Source organism: Mycolicibacterium alvei (assembly GCF_010727325.1).
GTDB classification, from domain to species: domain Bacteria; phylum Actinomycetota; class Actinomycetes; order Mycobacteriales; family Mycobacteriaceae; genus Mycobacterium; species Mycobacterium alvei.
The window spans coordinates 2,556,131-2,580,527 of record NZ_AP022565.1; the positions used below are offsets into that span (position 1 = coordinate 2,556,131).

Annotated in this window: 23 protein-coding genes and 1 pseudogene; 6 read left to right on the forward strand and 18 right to left on the reverse strand. The window is 66.2% G+C overall.

Annotation, left to right across the window (positions count from 1 at the left end):
* Positions 1-78: 78 nt before the first annotated feature.
* Together G6N44_RS12370 and G6N44_RS12375 are read right to left on the reverse strand one after the other, a co-directional pair.
* Positions 79-507 carry a hypothetical protein gene (locus tag G6N44_RS12370; protein ID WP_163664336.1) on the reverse strand — a complete coding sequence of 143 codons (429 nt, stop codon included), beginning with the start codon at positions 505-507 and terminating at the stop codon, positions 79-81.
* A 46-nt stretch (positions 508-553) separates the two neighbouring features.
* Positions 554-2,272: an alpha/beta hydrolase family protein gene (locus G6N44_RS12375; RefSeq protein ID WP_163664338.1), complete on the reverse strand. Its 1,719-nt coding sequence runs from the start codon at positions 2,270-2,272 to the stop codon at positions 554-556.
* Positions 2,273-2,438: 166 nt separating this feature from the next.
* Between G6N44_RS12375 and G6N44_RS12380 the strand changes: the two genes are divergently transcribed.
* Positions 2,439-3,044: a TetR family transcriptional regulator gene (locus G6N44_RS12380; RefSeq protein WP_235683007.1), complete on the forward strand. Its 606-nt coding sequence runs from the start codon at positions 2,439-2,441 to the stop codon at positions 3,042-3,044.
* Positions 3,045-3,053: 9 nt separating this feature from the next.
* On the opposite strand, the gene G6N44_RS12385 is transcribed toward G6N44_RS12380, so the two are convergent.
* Positions 3,054-4,310 (reverse strand): L,D-transpeptidase, encoded by a 1,257-nt coding sequence (locus G6N44_RS12385; RefSeq protein ID WP_163664343.1) that lies wholly within the window; start codon positions 4,308-4,310, stop codon positions 3,054-3,056.
* Positions 4,311-4,433: 123 nt separating this feature from the next.
* A complete protein-coding gene (locus G6N44_RS12390) occupies positions 4,434-4,967 on the reverse strand; it encodes an LOG family protein (RefSeq protein ID WP_163664345.1) in 534 nt (177 codons plus the stop codon).
* Between the two features lie 202 nt (positions 4,968-5,169).
* Between G6N44_RS12390 and G6N44_RS12395 the strand changes: the two genes are divergently transcribed.
* Positions 5,170-6,792 (forward strand): peptide chain release factor 3, encoded by a 1,623-nt coding sequence (locus tag G6N44_RS12395; protein ID WP_163664347.1) that lies wholly within the window; start codon positions 5,170-5,172, stop codon positions 6,790-6,792.
* A 3-nt stretch (positions 6,793-6,795) separates the two neighbouring features.
* Positions 6,796-7,164 (forward strand): hypothetical protein, encoded by a 369-nt coding sequence (locus G6N44_RS12400; protein ID WP_163664349.1) that lies wholly within the window; start codon positions 6,796-6,798, stop codon positions 7,162-7,164.
* A 4-nt stretch (positions 7,165-7,168) separates the two neighbouring features.
* On the opposite strand, the gene cax is transcribed toward G6N44_RS12400, so the two are convergent.
* From cax to G6N44_RS12440, 8 genes are all read right to left on the reverse strand, one after another.
* On the reverse strand, positions 7,169-8,260 hold the full coding sequence (cax, locus tag G6N44_RS12405; RefSeq protein ID WP_235683008.1) for a calcium/proton exchanger: 1,092 nt from the start codon (positions 8,258-8,260) through the stop codon (positions 7,169-7,171).
* A gap of 37 nt (positions 8,261-8,297) precedes the next feature.
* A complete protein-coding gene (locus G6N44_RS12410) occupies positions 8,298-10,622 on the reverse strand; it encodes an esterase-like activity of phytase family protein (protein WP_163664350.1) in 2,325 nt (774 codons plus the stop codon).
* Between the two features lie 97 nt (positions 10,623-10,719).
* The gene (locus tag G6N44_RS12415) at positions 10,720-11,118 is read right to left on the reverse strand and encodes a hypothetical protein (protein WP_163664352.1); all 399 of its coding nucleotides are present in this window, start codon (positions 11,116-11,118) and stop codon (positions 10,720-10,722) included.
* A 44-nt stretch (positions 11,119-11,162) separates the two neighbouring features.
* Positions 11,163-11,513: a hypothetical protein gene (locus G6N44_RS12420; RefSeq protein ID WP_163664354.1), complete on the reverse strand. Its 351-nt coding sequence runs from the start codon at positions 11,511-11,513 to the stop codon at positions 11,163-11,165.
* Entirely contained in the window at positions 11,510-13,915 is a 2,406-nt protein-coding gene (locus tag G6N44_RS12425; protein WP_163664356.1) for an AAA family ATPase, read from the reverse strand. Before G6N44_RS12425 ends, G6N44_RS12420 begins: the two co-directional genes overlap by 4 nt.
* A gap of 58 nt (positions 13,916-13,973) precedes the next feature.
* A complete protein-coding gene (locus tag G6N44_RS12430; protein WP_163664358.1) occupies positions 13,974-14,360 on the reverse strand; it encodes a type II toxin-antitoxin system death-on-curing family toxin in 387 nt (128 codons plus the stop codon).
* A complete protein-coding gene (locus tag G6N44_RS12435; RefSeq protein ID WP_163664361.1) occupies positions 14,357-14,554 on the reverse strand; it encodes an antitoxin Phd in 198 nt (65 codons plus the stop codon). Before G6N44_RS12435 ends, G6N44_RS12430 begins: the two co-directional genes overlap by 4 nt.
* An 82-nt stretch (positions 14,555-14,636) precedes the next feature.
* Positions 14,637-15,233: a DUF2510 domain-containing protein gene (locus G6N44_RS12440; RefSeq protein WP_163664363.1), complete on the reverse strand. Its 597-nt coding sequence runs from the start codon at positions 15,231-15,233 to the stop codon at positions 14,637-14,639.
* 81 nt (positions 15,234-15,314) lie between these two features.
* Between G6N44_RS12440 and G6N44_RS12445 the strand changes: the two are divergent.
* Positions 15,315-15,962, forward strand: a pseudogene (locus G6N44_RS12445) (metallophosphatase); the annotation flags it as partial.
* On the opposite strand, the gene G6N44_RS12450 reads toward G6N44_RS12445, so the two are convergent.
* Both G6N44_RS12450 and G6N44_RS12455 read right to left on the reverse strand, forming a co-directional pair.
* Positions 15,941-16,906 carry a mechanosensitive ion channel family protein gene (locus tag G6N44_RS12450; RefSeq protein WP_163664365.1) on the reverse strand — a complete coding sequence of 322 codons (966 nt, stop codon included), beginning with the start codon at positions 16,904-16,906 and terminating at the stop codon, positions 15,941-15,943. The pseudogene G6N44_RS12445 and the gene G6N44_RS12450 sit on opposite strands and share 22 nt — an antisense overlap.
* Before the next feature lie 93 nt (positions 16,907-16,999).
* Positions 17,000-17,659 carry an NUDIX hydrolase gene (locus G6N44_RS12455; protein ID WP_163664367.1) on the reverse strand — a complete coding sequence of 220 codons (660 nt, stop codon included), beginning with the start codon at positions 17,657-17,659 and terminating at the stop codon, positions 17,000-17,002.
* Between the two features lie 68 nt (positions 17,660-17,727).
* On the opposite strand from G6N44_RS12455, the gene G6N44_RS12460 reads away from it, so the two are divergent.
* Entirely contained in the window at positions 17,728-19,140 is a 1,413-nt protein-coding gene (locus G6N44_RS12460; RefSeq protein WP_163664368.1) for an ADP-ribosylglycohydrolase family protein, read from the forward strand.
* Positions 19,141-19,148: 8 nt separating this feature from the next.
* On the opposite strand, the gene G6N44_RS29470 is transcribed toward G6N44_RS12460, so the two are convergent.
* Complete coding sequence (locus G6N44_RS29470) at positions 19,149-20,003, reverse strand: hypothetical protein (RefSeq protein ID WP_235683009.1); 855 nt, start codon at positions 20,001-20,003, stop codon at positions 19,149-19,151.
* Positions 20,004-20,149: 146 nt separating this feature from the next.
* On the opposite strand from G6N44_RS29470, the gene G6N44_RS12470 reads away from it, so the two are divergent.
* Entirely contained in the window at positions 20,150-22,135 is a 1,986-nt protein-coding gene (locus tag G6N44_RS12470) for an OPT family oligopeptide transporter (protein WP_163664370.1), read from the forward strand.
* A gap of 434 nt (positions 22,136-22,569) precedes the next feature.
* Here the strand turns inward: G6N44_RS12470 and G6N44_RS12475 are convergent, their stop codons facing one another.
* The 3 genes from G6N44_RS12475 to G6N44_RS12485 form a co-directional block, all read right to left on the reverse strand.
* A complete protein-coding gene (locus G6N44_RS12475) occupies positions 22,570-22,953 on the reverse strand; it encodes a type II toxin-antitoxin system VapC family toxin (RefSeq protein WP_163664372.1) in 384 nt (127 codons plus the stop codon).
* On the reverse strand, positions 22,950-23,165 hold the full coding sequence (locus G6N44_RS12480) for an antitoxin (protein WP_163664374.1): 216 nt from the start codon (positions 23,163-23,165) through the stop codon (positions 22,950-22,952). The genes G6N44_RS12475 and G6N44_RS12480 overlap by 4 nt, the downstream gene beginning before the upstream one ends.
* A 66-nt stretch (positions 23,166-23,231) precedes the next feature.
* Positions 23,232-24,377, reverse strand: a complete 1,146-nt coding sequence (locus G6N44_RS12485) for a hypothetical protein (protein WP_235683010.1) — start codon at positions 24,375-24,377, stop codon at positions 23,232-23,234.
* Positions 24,378-24,397: the final 20 nt, after the last annotated feature.

Below are 24,397 nucleotides of genomic sequence, written 5' to 3' on the forward strand. Positions count from 1 at the left end.
AACGATTTCGCGGCAAAATGTATAGCTGAGCTTGGTATATGCCTTGTTCAGCGCGTCCCAGCGAACTCCGGTGCGGACCTACCCGGCGCCCGAGACGCTCAGCGCCCAGAACACCAGCGCGTTGACGGCGATCAGGCTCAGCAACGAGATCGCGAACGCTCGCCCCCACCAGCGCCTGGGTGCGGCGAACGGCAACACCACGGCGCAGAAGAGACTGAGCGGCACGGAGGTGATGACACCGAAGACGATCCCGTAGCCGTGCGGATCGGTGGCCGGGTTCGTGTCGAAGGCCGAACTTAGCATCACGTAGACGATCAGCGCCCAGAACGCCATGGCACCGCCGCCGATGACCGCAGCGACGCACCGGATGGCCAGATGGGCCGCGGACGGCGGTTGGACATAGGCCTGGGGTACATACGCCCGGGGCCCGTACCGGTCCACCCATTCGTGCGGGTATTCCTCTGGCGGTGTCTCCCCCACGGCAACCCCCCGGTTCGGTGTCCTCACCAGGGTATGGTCTGAATCCTGGGGCGGCGACACCGATTTTCGGCTCTCAGACGGTCAGCGAAACAGACTGTCCGGCCAACGGCTCGTACACCGCGTACGGGAAGAGCGCATCCAGGATCGGCCCCACCAGCCCGTCCCACGGCGTCGCCTGCACCGGCTCGGTCGAGGTGAAGGGCAGCACCACCGCGGTGGCGGTGCCCGACGGGGTGGGAACCTCGATGCTCTCCTGCGGTGCGCCGTAGACGCCGTCGTCGGTGCCGTGGTACATGTCGTTGATCCACCCGGCCGCAATCGTTTTGACCGCATCGACATTCTGCGGTTGCGAGAAGCCGGCGACGAGGTACTCGGCGAATTGCAGGATGACGTTGCCACCCTGAAGTCCGTCGATGTGCCGCCCACCGACCAGCATCACGCCGTTGAACTCCCCAGGCCGCGCGGCCTGTAGTTCGTCACCGACGGTGCCGTTGCGGTTCCACACATACCGCTCGGACGAAATGAGTAGCACGGGACGGTAATTGGCACCCTGGAGCTGGCCCAGCGCCTCGGGCATGTCGCGGTGGGTGTCCACCGCATCGAGCAGGACCACCCCGGCCAGGTCGTCGACCGCGCCGTTGTCGACCATGCGTCCGGCGGCACCGGTAACCAGCATTCCACCCAGGGAATGGCCGACGAGAACGAACGTGGACGGCAGGGTGACGGGGTGATCGGCTGCCGCACTGGCGCTCGCGGTCAGTTCTGGCCGGTCATCGGCGAACAGGTCGGCCACCGACTGCTGCATCGGTTCGCCGCCGATCCATTCGCCGTTCGGGTCGAACAGGTTTGACGAGAGGGACGGGACGACGACGATGCTGTTCGTGTTCTCGGCCAGGTAGGCCGCGGTGTAGCTGTACATCGGGCCGGTGGCCATGAATCCGTGCTGCAGGTAGGTCACGCCGGTGACGGAGTCCGGGTCTTCGGGGAAGTACCAGTCGGCGCGCACAGTCTGGTTGGTGCCCGGCATGCCCAACGTCGAGGTGCGGACGGTGACGTTACTGCCGGGCGGGAGCACCGGCGTTCCCGAAAACACCTGCAGCGCAGTGCCGATAGCGTTAAACACCAGCGAGCCGACGATGTTGACCACCGGTACCGACCGCGGTGCGGTGATCGGGGTGGTCATGGCGGCGACGGGCTTCACGATCTGGCGGCCCCGGGCCGGGATCGGGCTCGTGACCCGGTCGAGGACCGCGTCGACGCCGGCGGGCGGCGCCTTCACCTCGACCGGGTGGGTGATGACGTCGATCGCGTCCGCGATGTCCGGTACCACCTTCTCCGCCACGGTGGCGTCGGCGACCTCGGGCAGCTCCGGCACGTCCCGCTTCGTGGAGACTTTGGTGCGCGTAAGTGATTGTGCGGAACGGACGTTCGGCGCACGATCGGCGAGGTCGGTCAGGGCGGTCCGCGTGCGGGTGGTGAGGTTGTCGACCAGGCCACGCACGTCGGAACGCGGTGGCAGGGACTTCGGCGCGGATAGCCGCGGGCGTTGATGCACCGGTGTGTTGCCCTCCCGGCGCGGCTTCTCCTTGCGCGGGCCGAGCCGGGAGGCGGGGCCACGTTGTTTCGTCGATGCACCGGAGTCGTTGGCGGACTGGGTGGTTGACTTCTCGAGGCCGGGATCGGCGTGGGCCGTCGCGGCCGTTCCCGCGATCAATCCCATCCAGAGGGCGATCACCAGCACGCCCCAACCGATCGCCGCCACTGCATGACTTGTTCGCCCCCGTGTGGTCACGCAGGCACGCTAACCGCCGTCGTCGGACGTCCGCAGGAAAACGGAACAAATGGTTGAAAATGTTTCTTTATTGTTCGGCGGGACCGTCCGGCATACTGAAACCCCACCCGCCGCCGAGCAGGACAGTCGATTGCCAGCACCAGAACGTCGCCCCCGGGGCCGACCCGTGGGTGGTGGCAACACCGCCGAGCAGGCACGCGAAGTGTTGATGGATGCCGCCGAGTATCTGTTCGTCACCCGCGGCTACCGGGCGTCGACGATGGAGGTCATCGCCCACGAGGCGGGTTATTCCCGCACGGCGATCTACCGCCAGTTCACCAACCGCGACGATTTGATCGCGGCCATTGTGCAGCGCACCACCCAGCGGCATATGGGGTCGATCCTGCCGCGGATACCCGACGGTGCCGGGCCCATCGCGCTGCTGGTCGAGAGTCTGGTGATCGTCGCGACCGAACTGGTGTCGGATCCGCTGCTCAACACGATCGCCGATCAGACGCCCGAGGGCACGATCGCCTCGTTGATCGCTGGGGACTCTGATCTGACCGAACTGGTGACGACCACCATCGAAGGCATCATCGCCGAGGACGCCGGTCAGTTCCGTTCCGGGCTGGACCCACACGACCTCGCCCAGTTCATCATCGCGACCGCGCTGGGCTTCCTGGTGAGGGCCGTCCCCGGCATCACCGAGCCCGACGCGGCCCGACGCTACATCGAGACGTTCGTCCTGCCTGCCATCGTGAAGAAACCCCCGCCGCCATGTCGGGTGTTCTAGTGACGAGGCTCAGCGCAGGGCGCTGCCCTTGACCCATTCGGCCCAGGGCATCGACCAGTCGCCGTTGTTGACCGGCTTGAGCGGGTCACCGCCGGTGTTGCGGATCTCGACGATGTCGCCGGGCACCGAGAAGTTGTAGAACCATTCGGCGTTCTCGCCGCTGAGGTTCAGGCAGCCGTGGCTGACGTTCTCCTTGCCCTGCGCCCAGATCGTCGAGTTGAGCTGATGCAGATAGATGCCGTCGATGCTGATGCGCGTGGCCCACGGAATGGTCGTCTTGTAGCCGAGCCGCGAATTGACGGGCAGACCGTAGGTCGACGAGTCCATGATCACCGGGTTGGCCTTGTCCATCACGGTGTAGACGCCGCGGGGAGTCCAGAAACTCATCTTGGTGCCGCCGACCGTCTCGGTGCCGCCCATGCCCATCGAGGTCGGCATGGTCCGCACCAGCTTGCCGTTGTCGTAGACCCTGACCTGCTTGTCGGTGTCGTCGGCGACGGTGACGTGGGAGGCCCCGATGTTGAACGAGACCTTCTCATCCTGCGCGCCGTAGAGATCGTCGCCGAGTTTGGCGCCGTAGATGCCGGCATCGACGGTGACCTTGGTGCCCGGTGCGTAGTACTTCTCCGGGCGCCAGTGCGCGGTCTGGTCGTCGATCCAGTTCCACGAGCCGACAGCCTTGGGCTCGGTGGTGACCTTCATCCGCTTCTCGGCGGTGGCCTTGTCGGTGATCGGTTCATCGAATCGCGCGACGATGACCGTGCCGACGCCGTAGGTGGCGCCGTCCTGCAGCGAGGCGTAGTTCGTGCCGTTGAGGTAGACCCGGGCCTGGTAGCCGGGCGTCACGGTGGAGAACGTGGTGGCTTTCCGGGTCGGCATGCCGCCGGGCCCGCGCGCGTCGACCTTCAGCGTGTAGCTGCGGCCATAACCGAGCGCGGTGGTCGGCTTCCAGGTCTTGGAGTCGGGAGTGAGGATGCCGGGGATCTCTTTGCCGGCGTCGTTGACCATCGTCACGCGCGCGACGGTGCCGGTGTCGGCGGTGACCAAGACCCGGGCCAGCGGGTCGACCTCGGCGTCGGGCTTGGGGGTGATGGTGAGCTTGGCCGGTTCGGTGGGTGAGGGCTGCGGGGCACCCTGGGGTGCCGCGGCCAACGTCTGGCAGTGCTCCGCGCAGTCCGGCAGGGCCGAGACAACAACGCCACCCGACACGGCCAGCACGGCAAGTGCGACCGCCAGATAGGCACGACGAACAGACGTCAACATCACTCCAATGTGGTTCGGCGAGGGCCATATTGATCAGGGGGTGATCAGTGTCTCAATGGTAGCCGGACCGCTTCGCCTTCGACGCAACGCCTCAGGGATGTGGGCGAGTCGTGGCGGTGTCGTTGCTCAGCTGACGGCACGCTCGAGGTACGCCAACGCCGCGGCGGGTTCCTCGGCGACGAACACCAGGTCATCCAGCGGCACTGGCAGGAACCCGTCCTGCTCCATCCGGCGCAACTGGATCACCAGGCCGTCATAGAAGCCGGCGGTGTTCAGCAGCACTACGGGCTTGTCGTGGCGCCGGTGCTTGCGCAGTTCCAGGATCTCGGTGGCCTCATCGAGTGTGCCGAGCCCGCCAGCCATCACTACGAGCGCGTCGGAGCGTTCCAGCAGCAGCGCCTTACGCTCGGAGAGATCGCCGGTGATCACCATCTCGTCGGCTCCCGCCCGGGCCTGCTGTCGCAGGAACTCGACCGAGATCCCGACCAACCGGCCGCCGGCGGCCTGCACTCCGTCGGCCACGACCTTCATCAAGCCTTTGTTGGACCCGCCCCAGACGAGCGTGTGGCCTCCCTTGCCGAGGAGTTCGGCGAATGTGCGCGCTGGTTCGGTGTACCGCTCATCGAGGTCGGCGGCGGACAGGAAGACACAGATGTTCATCACGAACGATGATGCCCGCTTGGTTGTCCGTCGTTTCAGATGTTGGCCACATGCGTCACATCAGCACCGGAGAGGGGACCAATAGTCGATTCGGTAATGGAGTACTACCGGCGATACTGCATTTCCTCACCCCACAGTCCCTGCCCGCGTACGTCGCCGATTACGGGTTTGCACCCAAACCGCCATACCATCGCTAGTCGAGATGACCGAAAACGCCCTGGCCCCCCAAGCCTCCAACACCGCCCAAGCTGCCAAGATCGCCGCCGAGGGGGCCCGTCGCCGCACCTTCGCCGTCATCAGCCACCCCGACGCCGGTAAGTCCACGCTGACCGAGGCGCTCGCGCTGCATGCCCGGGTGATCACCGAGGCCGGCGCGATCCACGGCAAGGCGGGCCGCCGCTCCACGGTGTCGGACTGGATGGACATGGAGAAGGCTCGCGGCATCTCGATCACCTCGACGGCGCTGCAGTTCCCGTACCGCGACTGCGTCATCAACCTGCTCGACACCCCCGGGCACGCCGACTTCTCCGAGGACACCTACCGGGTGCTGACGGCCGTGGACTGCGCGGTGATGCTCATCGACGCCGCGAAGGGCCTCGAACCGCAGACGCTGAAGCTGTTCCAGGTGTGTAAGCACCGCGGGATCCCGATCATCACGGTGATCAACAAGTGGGACCGCCCGGGCCGCCACGCCCTGGAGTTGATGGACGAGATCCACGAACGGATCGGGCTGCGCACCACTCCCCTGACCTGGCCGGTCGGTATCGCCGGTGACTTCAAGGGCGTGATGGACCGCCGGGCCGAGAAGTTCATCCGCTTCACCCGCACCGCGGGTGGGGCCACCGCCGCCCCCGAGGAGCACATCGCCGCGGCCGACGCTCACGCTGCCGCCGGGGACGACTGGGAGACTGCGGTCGAGGAATCCGAGCTGCTGTCGATCGACGGGTCCGACTACGACCGCGAGACGTTCCTGTCCGGCGAGTCCTCCCCGGTGCTGTTCACCTCCGCCGCGTTGAACTTCGGTGTCAACCAGCTGCTCGACATCCTGGTCGAGTTGGCCCCGGCACCGAGCGGGTCACTCGGCGTCGACGGGGTTCACCGCGCGGTGGACTCTCCGTTCAGCGCGTTCGTGTTCAAGGTGCAGGCCGGTATGGACAGCTCGCACCGCGATCGCATCGCCTACGCGCGCGTCGTCTCGGGGACCTTCGAACGCGGTGACGTCCTCACCCACGCTGCCAGCGGCAAGCCGTTCGTCACCAAGTACGCGCAGTCGGTGTTCGGCCAGCAGCGCTCGACGTTGGATGACGCGTGGCCCGGCGACGTGATCGGGTTGGCCAACGCCGCAGCGCTCCGCCCGGGCGACACGCTGTACCGCGACGTCCCGGTGGCATACCCGCCGATCCCGAGCTTCTCCCCCGAGCACTTCGCCGTGGCCCGCGGCACCGACCCGAGCAAGCACAAGCAGTTCCGGAAGGGCATCGAGCAGCTCGAGCAGGAAGGCGTCGTGCAGGTCCTGCGCTCGGACAAGCGCGGCGAGCAGGCCCCGGTGTTCGCCGCCGTCGGGCCGATGCAGTTCGAGGTCGCCGCACACCGGATGGCCGCCGAGCTCAGCGCGCCGATCGCCCTGGAGAACCTGCCGTACCAGATCGCACGGGTTGTCTCGCCCGAAGACGCGGACTTCGTGAATCGTCAGGTGTCGGCCGAGGTGTTGACCCGCAGCGACGGCGTCATGCTCGTGCTGTTCTCCACGCCGTGGCGGCTCGAGGGTTTCCAGCGCGACAACCCCGACATCAAGCTGACGTCTCTGGTGGCTGCGGAGGGCTGATCGGTGACGGACCCGGAATCACCTGCCCGAACCCGCAACAGCGGGAAGCACTGGGCGTGGTTCACCGGGCTGCTCGGTGGCATGGGCATTTTGGGGGTTACGGTCGCCGCCGCGCTCGTGTTGCCGCTCGCCATGGCGACCGCCGGCTGTCATGACGGAAGCACCGACAAGGTGTGTCAACTGTCCGTAACCGGTGAGAACATGCTCGTCTGGATTCCGTGGATGTGCGTGGCGGTAGGTGGCGCAGCAGCGTTGGCCGGCGCGGCATTCGCCGAACGGCGGAAGTGGACACCGCTGATCGGTATCCCCGTCGGCGTCCTCGGGTACTTCGCGACGATCCCCATCGGCTACTGGCTGGCGTTCGCGGTCTGACCCGTCAGCCCCACCAGAACGAGGCGGCGATGATGCAGTACAACGCGATCAGCGCCGCACCTTCCAACCAGGTTGACTCCCCGTCGAAGGCGATGATCGCCGCAAGCACGACGGCGACCAGCAGTGCGACGATCAGCATCGGCCCGAACACCAGGGTCAGTGAGGCGAGTCCGAAGATCTGGCTCACCAACACCAGTACCGGCGCCAACACCAGGGCGATCTGAATCGGGCTGTTGAGGATGATCGAGAAGGCGTATTCGGACTGGTTTTTGGCGGCCAGTTGCACACCGACGACGTTCTCGACGGCGTTGCCGGCGATCGCCACGATCACCAGGCCGGCGAACGCCTGCGAGATGTGCAGCGAGTCCATCGCCGGTTCCAGCGCGGCGACGAACCAGTCCGACACGAACGCTGCCGACGCCCCGGCGATGGCCAGCATGCCGATCGCCACCCCGACCGGCCAGCGCGGTGCCTCCTTGTGTGGCTGCGGTACCGGGTCGCTGGTCTTTGCCTTGTCCTTGTCGCGGCTCAGCGAGTACGGCAGCGACAATCCGAACAGCACCAGCAGGACCACTGACACGATCATCGAGAAGGACACTTCGTGCTCGGAGGCCGGTGCATGCACCTCGTGTGCGATCGACGGGATCGCCATCGCGGTTACTGACAGCACCATCAGCACCAGGATGGTCCGGACCTGCGCGGAACCGAGCTTCTGCGGGCCGTGCTTCAGCCCGCCGACCAGGAATGCCAAGCCCAGCACGAGCAGCAGATTGGCGAGGATGGAGCCGATCAGCGCGGCCCGCACCACGTCCACCAGTCCGGCCTTGAGCGCGAAAATGCAGATGAACAGTTCCGGCAGATTGCCCAGTGCCGACTGCAGTACCCCGGTGGCGCCGGGACCGAACCGGTCGCCGAGCTGGTCGACGGCCAGGCCGACGAGCGATGCCAGCACACCCACCGCCAGCGCGCTGACGCCGAACGCGACAAGGTGCGGCCAGCCGCCGTAATGGGACAGGCCGGCCAGCACGCAGATGGCCAGGCCACCGAAGATCAACAGCTTGTCGGATCGGATGAACACCGCCGTCATGCGCGTCATCTTTTCACGTCGGCAGGCACAAGGGCGGGAACCAGTGCTATCCCTTCAACGCCGCCGCCGCCGGGCCGAGATCGAGGAACACCGTCTCACCATTGGCGTCGTCGAGCCCGTCGTTGTCGGTGACCACGTACAGGTTCTGGTTGCCGGCGATCGCAAAGCCTTCGACCTTTTCCTGCGCATAGCTGTTGGTGGCCTGCAGATCCGGTACCAGATTGCGGGCCAACGTCTTCGGCAGAGCCGTTGGCTTGTCGGCGGCCGATGTCACGCCCCCGCCGTCGGGAATCGCCACCCGGTACACCGCTTTCAGACGCGCGTCGGGTCCGTTGAGTTTGTCGCGTTCGAGGACCAGCAATTCTCCGTTGTGGAGCGAGATTTCGGAGATGCCGATCCAGTCGTCCTTGGCGGTGGTGGAGTCCAGCTGGTAGCCGAACCATTCCCACTTGTCCCCGTCCGGCGTGTAGCGCCCGATGCGGACCACGCCCAACGGGTCGGACTTGAGCTCGCGCTGCAGCGCCACCCAGACGGCGTCTCCGGCGCTGTTCGACTGGAAGGCGACACCTTCGAGGCCCTGGCTCCCCAGCTGGGCTGCAATGTCTTTGGGCAGCGGCACCCGCTTCTCGACACGGCCGTCGGCGGCGACGTAGACCAGCTGGTTGCCGGGGCCGTCTTCGCCCTCGACCGCCAGCACGAAACCGCCGTCGGGACGGGCCGATACGCCCTCGGTGTCGAGCGTGACGGGCTTGCCGTGTTCGGTGACCGGCAACGCGGTGTCGATCAGGGCCGGCTTGCGGTTGACGTCGATGCCGAGGATGCGGGCCGGCCCGTACGCTATGTCGGTGGCGGTGTAGAGCCGGTTGCCGTCCCGCGGGTCGGCCGACAGCGCACCGAGTGCACCCCAACCGATCGGGGCACCGTCGATATCGCCGGAGGCGATGGACGGAAAGTCCGGTTTGCCTGCGGTGGCGAATGATTCGCCGTATCCGTAGAGGTTGACCGAGGCCCGCACACGGGCGTCGGCGTCGTCGGCCTCCGAGGAGATGGCCAGCAGATTGCGCGACGGGATCGCCAGCACCCCTTCGGGGCCGGGCGTGGTGGGCAGGATCTGCCGGAACCTCGGAGCGGCCGGTTCACTGACGTCGTAGACGGAGACGAAGTTGCTGCGCTCCGACGCGATCAACGCCGTGGGGCGGCCACCGATGTTGGTGATGGCCAGGCCTTCCGGCTCGGGCCCCTTGGATTCCGCGCGGCCTTCGATGTGCAGGCCGGTGCGTACCGCGAGTTGTTCGAGGGAGTTGCCGGCGTCCCACACCACCTTGCCGGTGTTGGCGTCGAAGATCGTCCAGCCGCGGGTGCCGCCCTTCCAGTCGCCTTCGTTGGCGGTGGCGAAGTAGTCGTCACCGATCCAGCCGATGGCATCGGGCTCGCGCGGGGTGTCTTTGATCGAACCCGTCGGGTCGATGGAGATGTCCTCTTTGGTGTCGATGCCGTCGACGGATTGTGTTCCGGCGTTGAAGATCTTGGTGACCTTGCCGGCCCGGCCGTCGATGACGGCGATGCCGTTGTTCTCCTGCAGCGTCACCGCGACCTGGCCGCGCGCGTTGATACTGACGTACTCGGGTTCGAGATCCTCGGGGGTGTCCAACCCGGCTTCCCGCGCGGCCTCCACGTCGAAGTCGACCTTGCGGGGTTTCCAGGTGTTCGGCGCGCCCTTGAGGTCGATCAGTTGCACGAATCCGGTCGGCGGCTGCGGAAGGTCACCTTCCTCCGTGCCGGGCGGAGTGAATTCTTCGTTGCGCTGGTTCTCCATGGCGATCGCGGCGAACGCGCCGTCGGGGCTGATGGCGATCGAGTCAGGCTGACCGCCCAGATCGATGCTGTGCACGCGGGTGCGGTCGGCGGTCCGGACGATGTCGACGCGTCCGGACGGGTGCGCGAAGTCGCCACCGGTGGTGTCGACGACGACGAGGACGTGCTCGCCTACCGCGGCGACCGAGGTGGGCTGGTCGTCCTTGTGGCCCAGCTCTGCGAGGGAAAGCGTGCCTTTACCAACGGGTTTGGCGGGATCGTGGATGTCGACGAACCCGATGCGTTTAGCAGCGGCGTCGGTGTAGATGACGGTGTTGCCGTCCGGGGTGACGGTGGAGATCTCGGCGACGGTCTCGTCGTCGACCGGATCCCCGGCCGTCCTGTTGAGATACACCGGGTACGTGGCCGTGCGGTGGTAGCGGTCGGCGTCGGGCAGGTTCCAGTCGATGGGCGAGGTCGCCTTCGGGGTCTCCGGCTTCTTGTCCTCGGTGGAGCAGCCCGCCAGGATCAGCGCTGCCACCGTGGTCAGGGCTGCGGCCAGTCTCGCCGTTGTCATTTCGCCACCCTCTTCAGTTGTGCCGGTGCCTCGGGTGAGCCTGCCTGGCACAGGTGACTGACAGGGATTTCACAGATGAACGGAGAGAGACATCTGGTTACAGCGGCACTGTGAGCGGTCCGAGCACCTGGCATTGCGGGGCCATCTCCGCGATGCCCATCCACCCGCCGCATCCCCGGCCGGTGGACACGTAGGTCGCTCCGGGTCGGTAGGGCGTAAGCACCTCCGCCGGTTGGGCTCCCCTGCCCTGATTGCACTGGATGGGCGAGGCGTTGTCCTGACGCTGCACGCAGGCCACGCTGAGGCGCGGGTCGGCCGGGGCTCCACACGCGGCCGGGGCGACGGTCGCCCTGACCACATCGGCGCCACCAACGTGAACGACGGCGGGCGGCGACAGCGTGAAAGTGCAGGGCGGCGCCGGATCGGCGTGGGCGGGTGTCGCGATAGCGCCCGCGATCACGATTCCTGACAACAGCACCAAAATGGCCCGAGCCATGTGGGGATTCTAGTCCGCCGCCTCGCCAATCAGAAGGACTCGGCTCAGAAGGACTTGGCGGGAATCAGTGACGCGACCACCTCGCACAGGTACTCGACCTCGGCGGTGGAGGGCTGCATCTCGAAGGCATGCACATGGCAGGCGACGCTGAGACGGTTCCACGCCAGCGCTGCGCGGTCAGCAGCCTCGGCGGTGTCCAGGGACTTGAGCACGACGAGCTTGCTGCGCGAACTCGCCCAGGGTGCATCCGCATTGAGGGCGGAGCAGCGCTGATCGATGATCTCCTCCAAGGCCTGGCGGGCCAGGAACGCCGCGACCCGTGACGACAATCCCTCCGCTGCACCGGGGGCCCGCAGGACACGTTGCGCCTGGCCGAGCAGGTCCGTCGCACTCACCGCAGGGCCAGCACTTCCAGAACAGTTTTCTCCAGGTCACGCGCGTCGTGGATGGACACCGGCTGCGCGTCACCATGCGCGCCGGCGTTGCAGATCCGCAGTGCCCGCTTGCGTTCGGGTTTGAGCCAGGCGGTCAGATCGGTCTGCGGATCACCGTGGATCGCCAGCGCGAGTCGACTCGAGGTCTTCTTGGCAGATGCCCATTTGTCCTCGGATTCGGTGAGTGCGCGGCCGGCCAGCGCCTGCTTGGCATAGAAGGTCTGCTTGGCAGCGGATTCCAGCGCCATCCGGAACAACGCCGGTGCGGCCCGGCCTTTGATGTCCTCGGGCATCTTGGCGTCTTTGATCAGCGCGAAGATGTCGCCTACTTGTCGTAGTGCCGGATTGACGTTGTCGCGCACGGTGACTCGCGATCCGGTCTCGCGGACCACTTCGATGAGCCTGGCGTCGACCCCGGTTTCCCGGATGACCGAGGCCAACCGGTCGTCGTGGGAGAAGACGATCACCTGGTGGGTCTTGGCGATCTCGCACAGCACCTGGACGAAGCCGTCGATCTTCGACGGATCCATCGCCTGGATCGGGTCGTCGAGGACGACGAACCGGAACGGGCTCTTCGCCGAGGTCGCCCGGGGCAGGAACAACGCCAGCGCCAGTGCGTGCAGTTCGCCCTGGCTCATCACCGACAGCGCCTTGGTGGGCTTGCCGTCGACCGCGCCTTCCAGCACCACCTTGCGCCGGGTGGCGGTGCCTTCCAACGAGATCTCGACGAGGTCGACGTTGCTTTCCTGACGGAGTTGGTGCCAGATGTCGCGGGCCTGGGCGGCAATGGGCTTGAGCCGTCGATTACGGAAGGCAGCGGCGTGTTCAGTGACCCATTTCTTCGCCGTGCCGACGGCGTCGAGCTCGTCGTCCACTGCCCTGGCCTGTTCTTCGAGGCCGACCCAGCCGCCCAGTTGCGCGGCCAGCGGGGCCCACGCGGTTTCGCGTCGGGCGAGTTCGTCGGCCGCCTCGGCGCGCAGCGTTTCGGCGGTGGCGATCACCTCGGTCAGCGTCGACTCGGCGTGCGCCGCCAGGGCATCGTCGCCGACCGGGATCTTCCGCGCGGCGGCTACCGCCTCGTTATAGGTCGACAGGGCTGGGAGTTCGACACCGGGCACCGCGACCACCGGCGTAGGTCCCTGGATCAGGGCGGTGAGATTCGACCGTGCGGTGTTGAGTTGTCGTGCCGTGGAACGGTAGTCGTCCAGCAGCTCCTCGCTTTGCGTGATGCTGTCCTGGGCGGCCGTGGCCCATTCCGCGTCGAGGCGGCCCTGTGCACAGACGGGGCAGTCGGTGTCGCCGCCCTGGCCGTGGAATCGCAGGGCGGCGCGCAACAGGTCGATGCGTTGGCTGGTGAGGTCGATCGCGGCGGTCGCGGAGTCGGTGGCGGCCTTGGTGGCCGCCCATAGCTGCCGGGTCGCCTCCTCGACGCTGTCGATGGTCGGGGCTTCCAACTGGGCCAGGGCCCGCAACGCGGGCACCACATCGGATTGCGCCTCCCCCGCTCCGGTGGCCAGCGCGCGGACTTCATCAAGGGGCACCCGGTGTTTGCGCAGGAGTTTGGCGGCGCGCCCGGCGCGTTCATCGGCGTGCCCGGCGAGTGCGGCCAGGACGCGCTTGCGTTCGGCGTCGGCGGTGTCGCTGGCGGTCCTGATCGCCTTCAGTCTGGTGGCCAGCAGCTTCTCGGTGTCGGCGAGCGCGTCGAGCCCCAGCAGTTTGGCCAGCGCGTCGTACAGCGCAGACGGTCCGCCGTCGAAGAGTCGGCCGAGCTCCTCATACGACAGCAGCGGGCGGTGCAGTTCCAGGGCCCGCGACCAGCCCAGGGCCGCGGTACCGTCGACCCGCTTACCCCCGCCGGCCTGCGTCCAGGTGCTGCAGCCATCCAGCTTCGCGCCCTGATCCCAGTCGACCCCGACGGTGAACGGACCGGACGCCTCGCGGGTGAATCCCACCTGGATCTCGCACGGGTCGGGGTGGTGGAGGTTCTGCCAGGCCTCGGCCCACAGGCTCTCCTTCTTGTTCCAGCGGTAGCTCGTTCCGGTGAGGGTGAGCTCCAGTGCCTCGGCGAAGCTGGACTTTCCGGAGCCGTTGCGGCCGCTGACCACCATCAGACCCGGAGCGGGGAAGAGGTCCAGCCGTGCCGACGGGCCGACACCTCGGAATCCGGAGACCGTGATCGAGCTGAGAAATGTTGGCGTCGGGCCGGTTTGCGTCTGCTCGCCTACCCCGCCGGACACCTCCGTCAGGGCGTTCAGCACGACGTCCTTGGCTGCCTCGGACAATGCGTCGTCGTCCCCGAGCAGTTCCAGGATGACGTCGTGCACGGACTGTTCGGCGCCTGCGGCCCCACCCTGTTGCGACATGCAACGATTTAACTACCCGAGGCCGACAAATTCGCCGGGACCGTCAGTTGGGCTGATCTCACGTGCTGGCGACGCTGAAACTCAACAGTGCAGCGACGATCTCACCCAGCTCACCATCCTGGGTCGCCACCTCGTTCATCAGAATCTCGGCCCTATCGATGTCGAAATCGGGTGCGAGTTCAATCCCGTTGATGTGCAAGAACGTCCACGCCGATGCCCAGGCGGTCCGCTTGTTTCCGTCGATCAGGGCGTGATTACGGGCAAGCGATTGCAGAAGTGCCGCGGCCTTCTCCCAAACTTGGGGGTAGGCGTCCACCCCGAAGACCGTCGCCTGAGGTCGGGCGACAGCCGCGTCGAGCAGGCCATAGTCACGCACCTGCAGTTCACCGCCGAACGCGATTGACCCCGCGGTCAGTACGTCATCGCGGTCGAGATACTCGATCACGCCAAACGTCGGTTGAGTTCGGCCGAACGCTGGGCCACGACCCGCGCCGCCTCGGCCACCCTGCGCTTGTGCATGCTGGCGCGCTCAATGACGGCCGCGTGCGCGAACTTCTTCAACGACAGGTCGTCGGCTCGGGCCGCGGCCCGAATCTGCTCCATTTCGGCGTCGTCGAAGTCCAGGTTCAATGAAGGCATGAGATGAGAGTACTCCTGTTGGTACCAAATCAGGTACCAACAGGGCGAAACCCTCACCCAACAGCGAGGATGCAGTAAATCCTTACTCCGGCGGCGGCGGATAGCGGCCGTGCACTCCGCGCGGGTCGCCCTCCTGGTACAGCTTGTCCTCGTAGTCGGCGCGGTCGGCTAGCACGTCGCGGCGAAACTGCTCGGCGCGCTGCTGTTCCTCGCGCTGCTGCGCCGACTTGAACATCCAGACGCCGAACCCGGCCGCCACGCCGACCACCGCCAAAACCCCGATCAGCCAAGGGTGTTCAGCGACGACGCCCAGCGTGAACAGCCCGCCCAGCACGGCTGCCACCACCAGCGCGGGCCGGCGGTGGGAGGTCTGAACGACGGCACCAGGGCCGGATACGGCCACCGAGGACGACGAACCTCCGCTGAACAAGGCAACGAGGATCCAGATCGGCAACCACGCCCCGCAGGTCAGCAGGGTCAGCACAAGGTGCAATCCGTGGTTGGCTCCGCCGCCGGTGGCGACGGCCACCGCAACGGCCGGCGCGACCGGTACCGGCGGGACCGGCGGGGTGGGGACGAAGTGCTGCGTCCAGCGGCGGCCGTCGTGGTAGCGCCGGCCGGGTTGACCCTCGGGGTCCGGATGCCAACCGGGCGCCGGCGCTGGGTACTGGTTTGTCATGGTCGTTCCTCTCGTCAGCGGTGACACCGCGCTCACGCGAGCCGATCAGACTGACACGTGCCACCGACAAATCCCGACTAGCACGCGGCATTCCTGGCGCAGGTCACGGGCGCCGACCGACGTCGATATCTGAACTGGTTCACCACGATTCCGCTGTGGCTGGACCTGGGCGGCCTGCGCGTGGTGCATGCGTGCTGGCACCCGGATTCGATCTCGGTCGTCGAACGGCAGTGCGGTTCGAGCACTCCGTTTCACGAACTCGACCATCTCGTGGCAGCCACCGCCGAAAGCGATCCGCTCTATCGGGCGGTAGAGACGCTGCTGAAGGGCCCTGAGATCAGCCTGGTGGACCACGGTCAGCGCCAGTACGTCGACAAGGACGGCATCCCCCGCGGCAATGCGCGGATGCGGTGGTGGCACAGCGGTGCCGTCACGCTGCGCGACTTTGCCGAAATGGGAGGCAATTTCACCACCGAAGCGGGCGGCCCTTACCCGCCGCTGCCTGAATTGGCCTTGTCAGGCAACGATCTGTCCTACGTCTACCCGCCGGGAGTCCCGGTGTTCTACGGGCACTATTGGCGGCAACGGCCGGCCAAGCACCTGCACGACTGGACGGACTACACCGCGTGCGTGGACTTCAGCGCGGTGAAAGGCGGTGCGTTGACGGCCTACCGGTGGTCGGGTGAGACGCGGATCAACCCAGCCAATTACGTGCCTTTGGTCTCCTGACCGCCGACGACCGCATGTATGCGGCCCTGCGGGTAGGGCAGGTCGATGCCGTTCTCGTCGTAAGCGCGCAGGATTTCCCGACGGAGCTTGCGCTGCACCGACCATTGGGCGTTCGGCCGGGTCTTCAGGGTCATCCGCAACGTGAGCTGGTCCGCCGCCAACGACTGCACGCCGAGCATCTCCGGTTCGCCGATGACCTTGCCCGCCATCGACGGATCGGCGATGACGTCGTGGGCGGCGTCGACGGCGACCTGTTCGGCGCGGTCCACGTCCGCGGTCAATGCGACGGGCACCTCGACGCGGGCCACGGCGTAGTCCTGGCTCATGTTCCCGACGCGGGCGATCTCACCGTTGCGGACGTACCAGAGTGTGCCGTCGATGTCGCGCACCGTGGTGATCCGCAGCCCGACGGACTGCACCTCCCCGGACACCTCGCCGAGGTCGACATTGTCGCCGACGCCGTACTGGTCCTCCAACAACATGAAGACGCCGCTGACGAAATCGCGGACCAGGTTCTGGGCACCGAAGCCGATCGCGAGCCCGACCACGCCGGCCGAGGCGATGAACGGCGCGATGTTCACCCCGAGCACGCTGAAGATCGCCAGCACCACCCAGACCAGCAGCACGATCGACACGGTGGACTTCAGGACCGACCCGATGGTCTGCGCTCGCTGCTGACGACGTTCGGCCGCCCGGATGCCGTTGGTCGTCGCCGAGGCCCGGTCCCGCAGATACCGCAGCAGCGGAGGCTTTTTCGCTTGCCCTTCGAGTTCGTCGCTAACAGACTTGTTGGCCCTGCCGGTAGTCGCGCGGTCGATCATGCGATGCAGCAAAAACCGAATGATTAACGCGACAACGATGTACGCCACCACCCGGATGGGGACCTCAACGAGCCAATGACGATTGGTGTCAGTCCATTCGAAAGCCTGGGTGTACACAGCCATGTTTTCGACCGTACGGCAGACCCGACGCCCCCGTCGAACGATGCGGGAGACTTACCTCCGTGACGCGGCAAACAGATTCTGCAGCAGCCGAATTCACGTCGACGGAGTGCGCCGGAACAGCTCGGCGGGCCGGCCGCGGCCGCCGGCGGTGAAGTCGCCGGTCGCTTCGAGTTGATCGGCCATCGCGCGCCGGAAGTTGTCGCGCTGCAGCGCATGTCCCGCGACCGCTTCGTGGATCAGACGCAGGTCACGCAGGCTGAACGTCTCCCCCAGCAGGCGGTCGGGGTCCGGAGACTTTTCGTAGCGGGCACGCACGTCGGCGACGGCCAACTCGATGATGTCGTCGTGGTCGAAGGCCAACCCACCGCGGACGTCGGTCGACACCAGGCGGGTCGTCTCGACCGACCGCGTCGCCAGGCGTTCCGCTGGGACGACGGCGAGGTGCGCGACGGACAACACCCGGCCCCGGTCGTCGCGTTTCAGCGCGTCGAACACGTGCAGTTGCCGTGGGTCCAGACCGTGGATATCGGCCTTGTCCGCCAGCGACCGCCGGACCGCGTCGGCGAGGAGCTCCCCCTCGTGCAGGAATGTGCCCGGCAAAGCCCAGCCACGCCCACGCGTGCGACTGACCTGCAGCACCACTAGACCGGCATCCGGGTCGACGGTCAGGACTGCGGTGTCGACCGCGACCGAGGGCCGCGGGTAGTCCTCCAACCCCTTGCCGCTGGTGTCCCGATACGGATGCTTGTCCATGTCAGTGCCCCAGCGTACAGTGATTCATCAATTAGCGCAGATTCGCGCAATATTAGAGGAGGGGTGCCATGACATCACTGAACGACCGCGTTGAGGGCGTACTGCTGGGCACGGCAGCAGGCGACGCATTGGGGGCGCCGCATGAGTTCCAGCCGGCGCGCGGACCAGAACTGCCGGTCGAGATGGTCGGCGGCGGCCCCTGGGAGCCCGGGGAATGGACCGACGACACCTCCATGGCGATCGCGATCGCCGAAGTCGCCGCCACCGGAGCCGATTTGCGGAATCCCGAGGCGCAGGACGCGATCGTGAAACGTTGGTACGAATGGTCTTTGGAGGCAAAGGATGTCGGGATTCAAACCCGGGCGGTGCTCAGCGCCGCGGGTCGCGACGGAGCCACTGCCGACGTGGCGCGTGCCGCGGCCGCCGAGGTCCACGCACGCATAGGTCGCAGCGGCGGCAACGGATCGCTGATGCGGACCGCGCCGGTGGCGATCGCCTACCTCGACGACGAGGACGCCATGGTCCAGGCCGCCCGCGCGATCAGCGGACTCACCCATTTCGAAGCCGACGCCGCCGATGCCACGGTGTTGTGGTGCAGCGCAATTCGCCATGCCGTGCTGACCACCGAGCTCAATGCCCGGATCGGTCTGCACCACCTCGACCCTGACCGTCGCGCCCTGTGGTCGCAGCGACTGGACGAGGCCGAGGCTTCCCGTCCGGTGGATTTTCCGAGGAACGGGTGGGTGGTCGGGGCGTTGCAGGCGGCGTGGTCGGCGATCGTCACGACCGCCGCCGACGGTCGCGGTCCCGAGCACCTGCGCCGCGGGATCGATGCGGCCGTGCGCTCCGGGAACGACACCGACACCGTGGCCGCGATTGCCGGCGGGCTACTCGGCGCCGCATATGGTGCGTCCGCGGTTCCGTTGCAGTGGCGCTACCTGCTGCATGGTTGGCCCGGGATGCGGTCGCGTGGGCTGGTGGGGTTGGCAACGGCGATCGAACGGAAGAAGCCGAGCGCCGATCCCGACTACTCCTGGTCGGGGGCCGACATCCTGATTGCTCATCCCCATGACCCGGGGGTTCTGCTGGGCAGTGTCGGCGCGCTGCGGAAACTGCCGGAAGAGGTGAGTGCAGTGGTGTCGCTGTGCCGTATCCCGGAAAGCGATGTGCCCGAAGGTATGCCGCATGTCGAGGTGCGACTGATCGACAAGACCGATTTCGACGAGAATCCCCATCTGGATTTCGTACTGCTCGACACGGTGAGGGCTATTGAAGCGCTTCGCGCGCAGGGCCACACGGTGCTGGTGCACTGCGTCGAGTCCTACAGTCGCACACCCACGGTGGCGGCGCTCTACGGTGCGCAGTCCTGCGGCGTCGAGGCCAAGCGGGCGTTGGCCGATGTGCTCGCGGTACTGCCCGGTGCCAATCCGAACCCGGTGTTTCGGGAGGCGTTGCGGCGGTTGGGTAATCGGCGAATGTGACTCGTCACTCACCACCACGCGTGGTCACACACCGTGCACCACCACTTCTCATCACTAGGACAGCAGCCGCCGATATGCAGCCACGGTCCCCACGACTCGGGATCAGCCGGCATGCCGTACTGGATCGTCTGGGTCCGTTGCCCTCCGCACTGCGGACAATCGGGATTCTGGGCGTATTTGAAGTCGATGAACGACCGGAAGTTTCCGTCGCGCATGCGGTCGCGACAGCGTCGACAGATGACGGCCGGCCAGTCCTTGGCAGCGCTCCGTACCGCCGCACGGAACGGCCCCCGCACACGTGGACTGTCCGGAGTTCGGATCGGTGGGTCCGGGTGCCAACGCGGCAGCGGGTCGACGGTATGAATGTGCACCAGGTCGCGGGCGTCGGCTTCACTCAGGTCGATCGGCGCGCCACAGCCGTGGCAGTCCCCGTCGAAGTTGAGCAGGTTGCGTGCGGCCGCCACCGAGGAATGCCCCCAGCGGTTCTCCGGTCCCCCGTATACCGGGCTCTCGTGGATGGCCAGGATGACCCGCTCGGCGTCGTCATCATCGAGGCGCCAGCTGACGAACGCATCGCTGAGGTCGAGCACCATCGCCAGGGTCGCCAGGTCCACCAGATCAGCGCCGTGCAGACCCAGCACCGCACCGCCGAGACCGCCCTCGTGGTCGATGCGGGCCAGCCGCGTCACCACCGAGACCGGATCGGTGCCCAATACGACGATCGCGTAGTCGCCGGGGCGCGATTCCCCGAACGCGTACCGCCACGGCTGGTACGGCGAGCGCGGCTCCAGCAGGGTGATGATGCCGTCCTTCCAATCTGCGGCTTCGAGGATGTGCAGGCGGTGGTGGATCGTTTGCGACATACGTCAATTATCCCATCGGGGTATGACAATTCGCGGTCCGTAGAGTTAGCTGACCAGCGTCTGATCGCACCAACTGAGCCGATCGGGCCGCGCCGAGGCAGCTGAGTGCCTACCGTGTATTCACCAGCAACCGAGAGGATGCCGAGTTGGCCGTCGAAAGCTCCGCGAACCCCACCACGCCGACGCTGCGCGAGCTCACCGTCCGCGGCATCCTGCTCGGCGGCGCGATCACGCTGGTGTTCACCGCCGCCAACGTCTATCTCGGTCTCAAGGTCGGCCTGACCTTCGCCACCGCCATCCCGGCCGCGGTGATCTCGATGGCCCTCCTGCGCAATTTCGCCAACCATTCCATCGTCGAGAACAACATCGTGCAGACCGTCGCCTCGGCGGCCGGCACGCTCTCGGCGATCATTTTCGTGCTGCCCGGGCTGATCATGATCGGCTGGTGGACCGGGTTCCCGTACTGGATCACCGCCGCGGTGTGCGCGGTCGGCGGCACCCTCGGCGTCATGTACTCCATCCCGCTGCGCCGGGCCCTGGTGACCGGCTCGGATCTGCCCTATCCCGAAGGCGTCGCCGCGGCCGAGGTGCTCAAGGTCGGTGACAGCACGCGTGGCGCCGAGGAGAACCGCATCGGCATCCGGGTCATCGCGTTCGGCGCGCTGGTATCGGCCGGATTCGGGCTGTTGGCCAACCTCAAGGTGCTGGCCAACTATGTGGCGGCGTACTTCCGCGTCGGGGCCGGCGGTTCGATGTTCGGCGCCAGCCTCTCGCTCGCGCTGATCGGGGTGGGGCATCTGATCGGGATGACCGTCGGCATCGCGATGCTCGTCGGGTTGATCATCTCCTTCGGGGTGCTGCTGCCGATCCGGACCATCGGGACGTTCGGGACCGGTGAGTCGGTGGCCGACGTGATCGATGGCGTGTTCGTGCACGAGGTGCGGTTCATCGGCGCCGGGGCGATCGCGGTGGCCGCGGTGTGGACGCTGCTGAAGATCCTGCGCCCGATCATCAAGGGCATCACCGAGGCGATGGCCTCGGCACGGGATCGGCGTGGCGGTCAACTGGTCGACATCACCCAACGCGACATCCCGTTCCCCCTCGTCGTGGGGGTCATCGTGGCGATGCTGATTCCGATCGCAGCGCTGCTGTGGGAATTCTCCCGCGGCACCGCACTGCAGGGCAGTTCGACCGGGATCATCGTGGCGAGCCTGGTGTTCGTCTTCGTCATCGGCCTGATCATCGCCGCGGTATGCGGCTACATGGCCGGCCTGATCGGCTCGTCGAACAGTCCCATCTCCGGGGTCGGCATCCTGACCGTGATGATCGCCGCACTGCTGATCAAGGTGGTCTTCGGCCGCGCCGATGGCGACCAGTCCCTCGCGCTGGTGGCCTTCACCCTGTTCGTCGCGGCCGTCACGTTCGGAGTCGCCACCATCTCCAACGACAACCTGCAAGACCTCAAGACCGGTCAACTCGTCGGCGCCACACCCTGGAAACAGCAGGTGGCCTTGATCATTGGAGTTCTGTTCGGGTCGGCGGTGATCCCGCCGGTGCTCGACCTGATGCAACGCGCGTTCGGCTTTCTTGGCGCGCCGGGCGCCACCGACCATGCCCTGGCCGCGCCGCAGGCCGCGCTGATCTCCTCACTCGCCAAAGGCGTGTTCGGCGGGTCCCTGGACTGGTCGCTGATCGGCCTGGGTGCGGCGATCGGGGTGGGGATCGTGATTGTCGACGAAATCCTATGTCGCACTTCCCGGTTAAGCTTGCCCCCGTTGGCAGTCGGGATGGGTATGTACCTGCCGATGAGCCTGACCTTGATCATCCCGCTGGGTTCACTGCTGGGTTGGTTCTACAACCGGTGGGCCGATCGCAGTGACTCCGCGGCCGGCACCGAACGCAAGAAGCGCCTCGGCGTGCTGCTGGCCACCGGCATGATCGTCGGCGAAAGCCTCTACGGCGTCGTCTTCGCCGGGTTCGTCGCCGGCACCGGAAGCGACGAGCCGCTCGCGATCTTCACCGGCAATGACGGGACATTGGCTGAGGTTCTCGGGGTGATCGGCTTCGCGGCCGTGCTTCTGTGGTTGTACAAGCGGACACAGAAGATTTCGGGGCATGCGGTGGAGGTGTGATCTGACGCGAGGCCGGCACCTCGTTGAGTTTGAGTCGATGGGGGTCCGTCGGTGATCCTGTTTCGGGGCGCTGTGGCGAACGTGCAGTTTTTCCGGCCAGAACTGCCTCGTGACGCCAAGATCCTGCACGCTCGCCACGGTGCACCGCATCGAACGTTGGGATAATAATTCGCTTCTCGCACTTCATGCTTCGGCGGCTGCGCTGCCCGGTTCGAACCGCAGTGGCAACGCCTCGCCTTCTCGTCCCTGCTCGTGTCGTCCACAGCCATTTCTTGTATGCGGGTTTGTAAGACCTGGCTATGCCTTCTAAATGTCGCGAATCACGGGCGCCAAAACGTCCTCGACGATGCCCTCACTCGCCCAGCCCTGACGGTGAACTTCGCGACGAACCATCGATAGACATCGCATATGCGGGCGATCGCGGACAACAGCGCTCAGCGAGGCACGACCGTGATGGTGCATCGAGGTCCGTTCGCCCCGGACAACCGCACATCCGCAGTGACCAGGGCGCAGTCTAGATTTTCGGCAAGCGCGACATACATTGCGTCGTATGGCGTTACAGCGGACCGGAGTTCCCAGACCCGTTCCAGGAGAGGTCCAGCGGCATAGCGAATCAGCCCGAGTCTTCGCCAGATATCCAGCGCCTGACGCGCTTCCTCTGTCCCGAGCAAGCCGGCTGCGACTTGACGACGCAGCACACTGACAACTTCCACGTCCGCCACATGCGGTACATGAATCGGTTCGGCCACAAGAAGTCTCCGGGCCGGCCCATCATTCAACAGCGCTGAGACTGCCGCCGACGCGTCGAGCACGATCACCTGCGTTCGGATTCCAACTGCTCGACGATCGTCTCGGTGGGAATGTCGAGATCGGGCAGTGTGGCGACCAGCGCCGCGTTGTCGACTCGGCGAGTCGCCGCATCGAGTTCACGGATTGCCACGGCGGTCACCGACGTGCTCGCGGCACGTGCCATCCGCTCGAGTCGATCCATGACCTCGTCGGGGACATTACGCAGATGCAGAGTTCGCACCGTCTCAGCGTACGCTTCCCGCTTGCATTCTGCTAGCAAATTGCTAGCAAATTGGGATCATTTCTTTCAGCCTGCATCGTCGAGGCTCCAGTAGTTCTCCGCTTGTCTCAGGATGTCTTTCTTGTAACGCGACCTCAGCTGGTCGATCACCGCGATCGTGTGCGCCGTCAGCTCCTCGCGAATCCCGCTCTGCGCGTGGGCGAATGGGATGAAGGCACGCAGCAGATCAGGCGCGTCCAACACGACCTCCAACGGAGTGTAGGAGTCGTCGTAGTACGGGCTGCCGATCGCCCGTTCCACGCGGACCTCACTCCACCGCAGCGGATCACCACAACCAGTCTCGATCAGCTCGAGCAGCAGATCCCGGTGGCCGCGGTCGGCAAAGGGCGCTGCTGAGTCCGTGGCGAAGAACCGGTCGCACAGCTGCCCGGCCGCCACCCAGTCCGTGGACGGCCGCTGTGCACCACCTTCGGGCAGCTGCCGTACCAACCACTGAATCAGGGCTCGGCACTGCGGCCAGGTATCGGTCGCACGCGTCAAGGTCGGCTCCGAGAGCGCATCCTCGATCCACGCCCTGGCATCGGCCAGGGTCATCTCGACGACATAGGTATCACTGCTGGAGGCGACCGCCCGCGCAAGACACTGGTCAATCGGATCCCACACGACGATGGCATCGACGACGCCGGACAGTCCGTTGTGGTCGATCAAAACGGACGCGGTCACCTCGTGTTTGCCGTCGAATCGCGCGCCGATCACAAGTTCGTCGGCGTCGCCGAGCACATCAGCGAGGCGCACCGCGCGGTACATCTCGACGTGCGACAGACCGGTGATCCATTGCGGCAGAGGATCGTTGCGCTCAGCGACAGCTTCTCTGCATCGCAGCTGGAGCTCTGGATCATCGACGAGAAGTTCAGCGAGCACGGCCAGCAGCGCCCTCGTCTCCCGATTACGCTCACCGATCATGCCGTCGACAAACCGATCCAGGAAGCCGGCGTCGTACTCCGACTTTGGCCAGTCCAACGGATCGGGCCTGCCCTTCTGGATCACGTAGCTGGCCGTGCCAAGCAGACTGTGGGGGTGTCTGCCCGAAACGGTCATACGTATCGCGTCCCTGAAGGTTGTGTCGGGACGAGATTCCCGGTCGCGTTTCCTGGCCCGCCGCACATCACGACGAGCCTCTTTGGCCTTGCGTTCACGTCGTTTGTCTCCCATAGGCGGAGGCTACTCAGGGG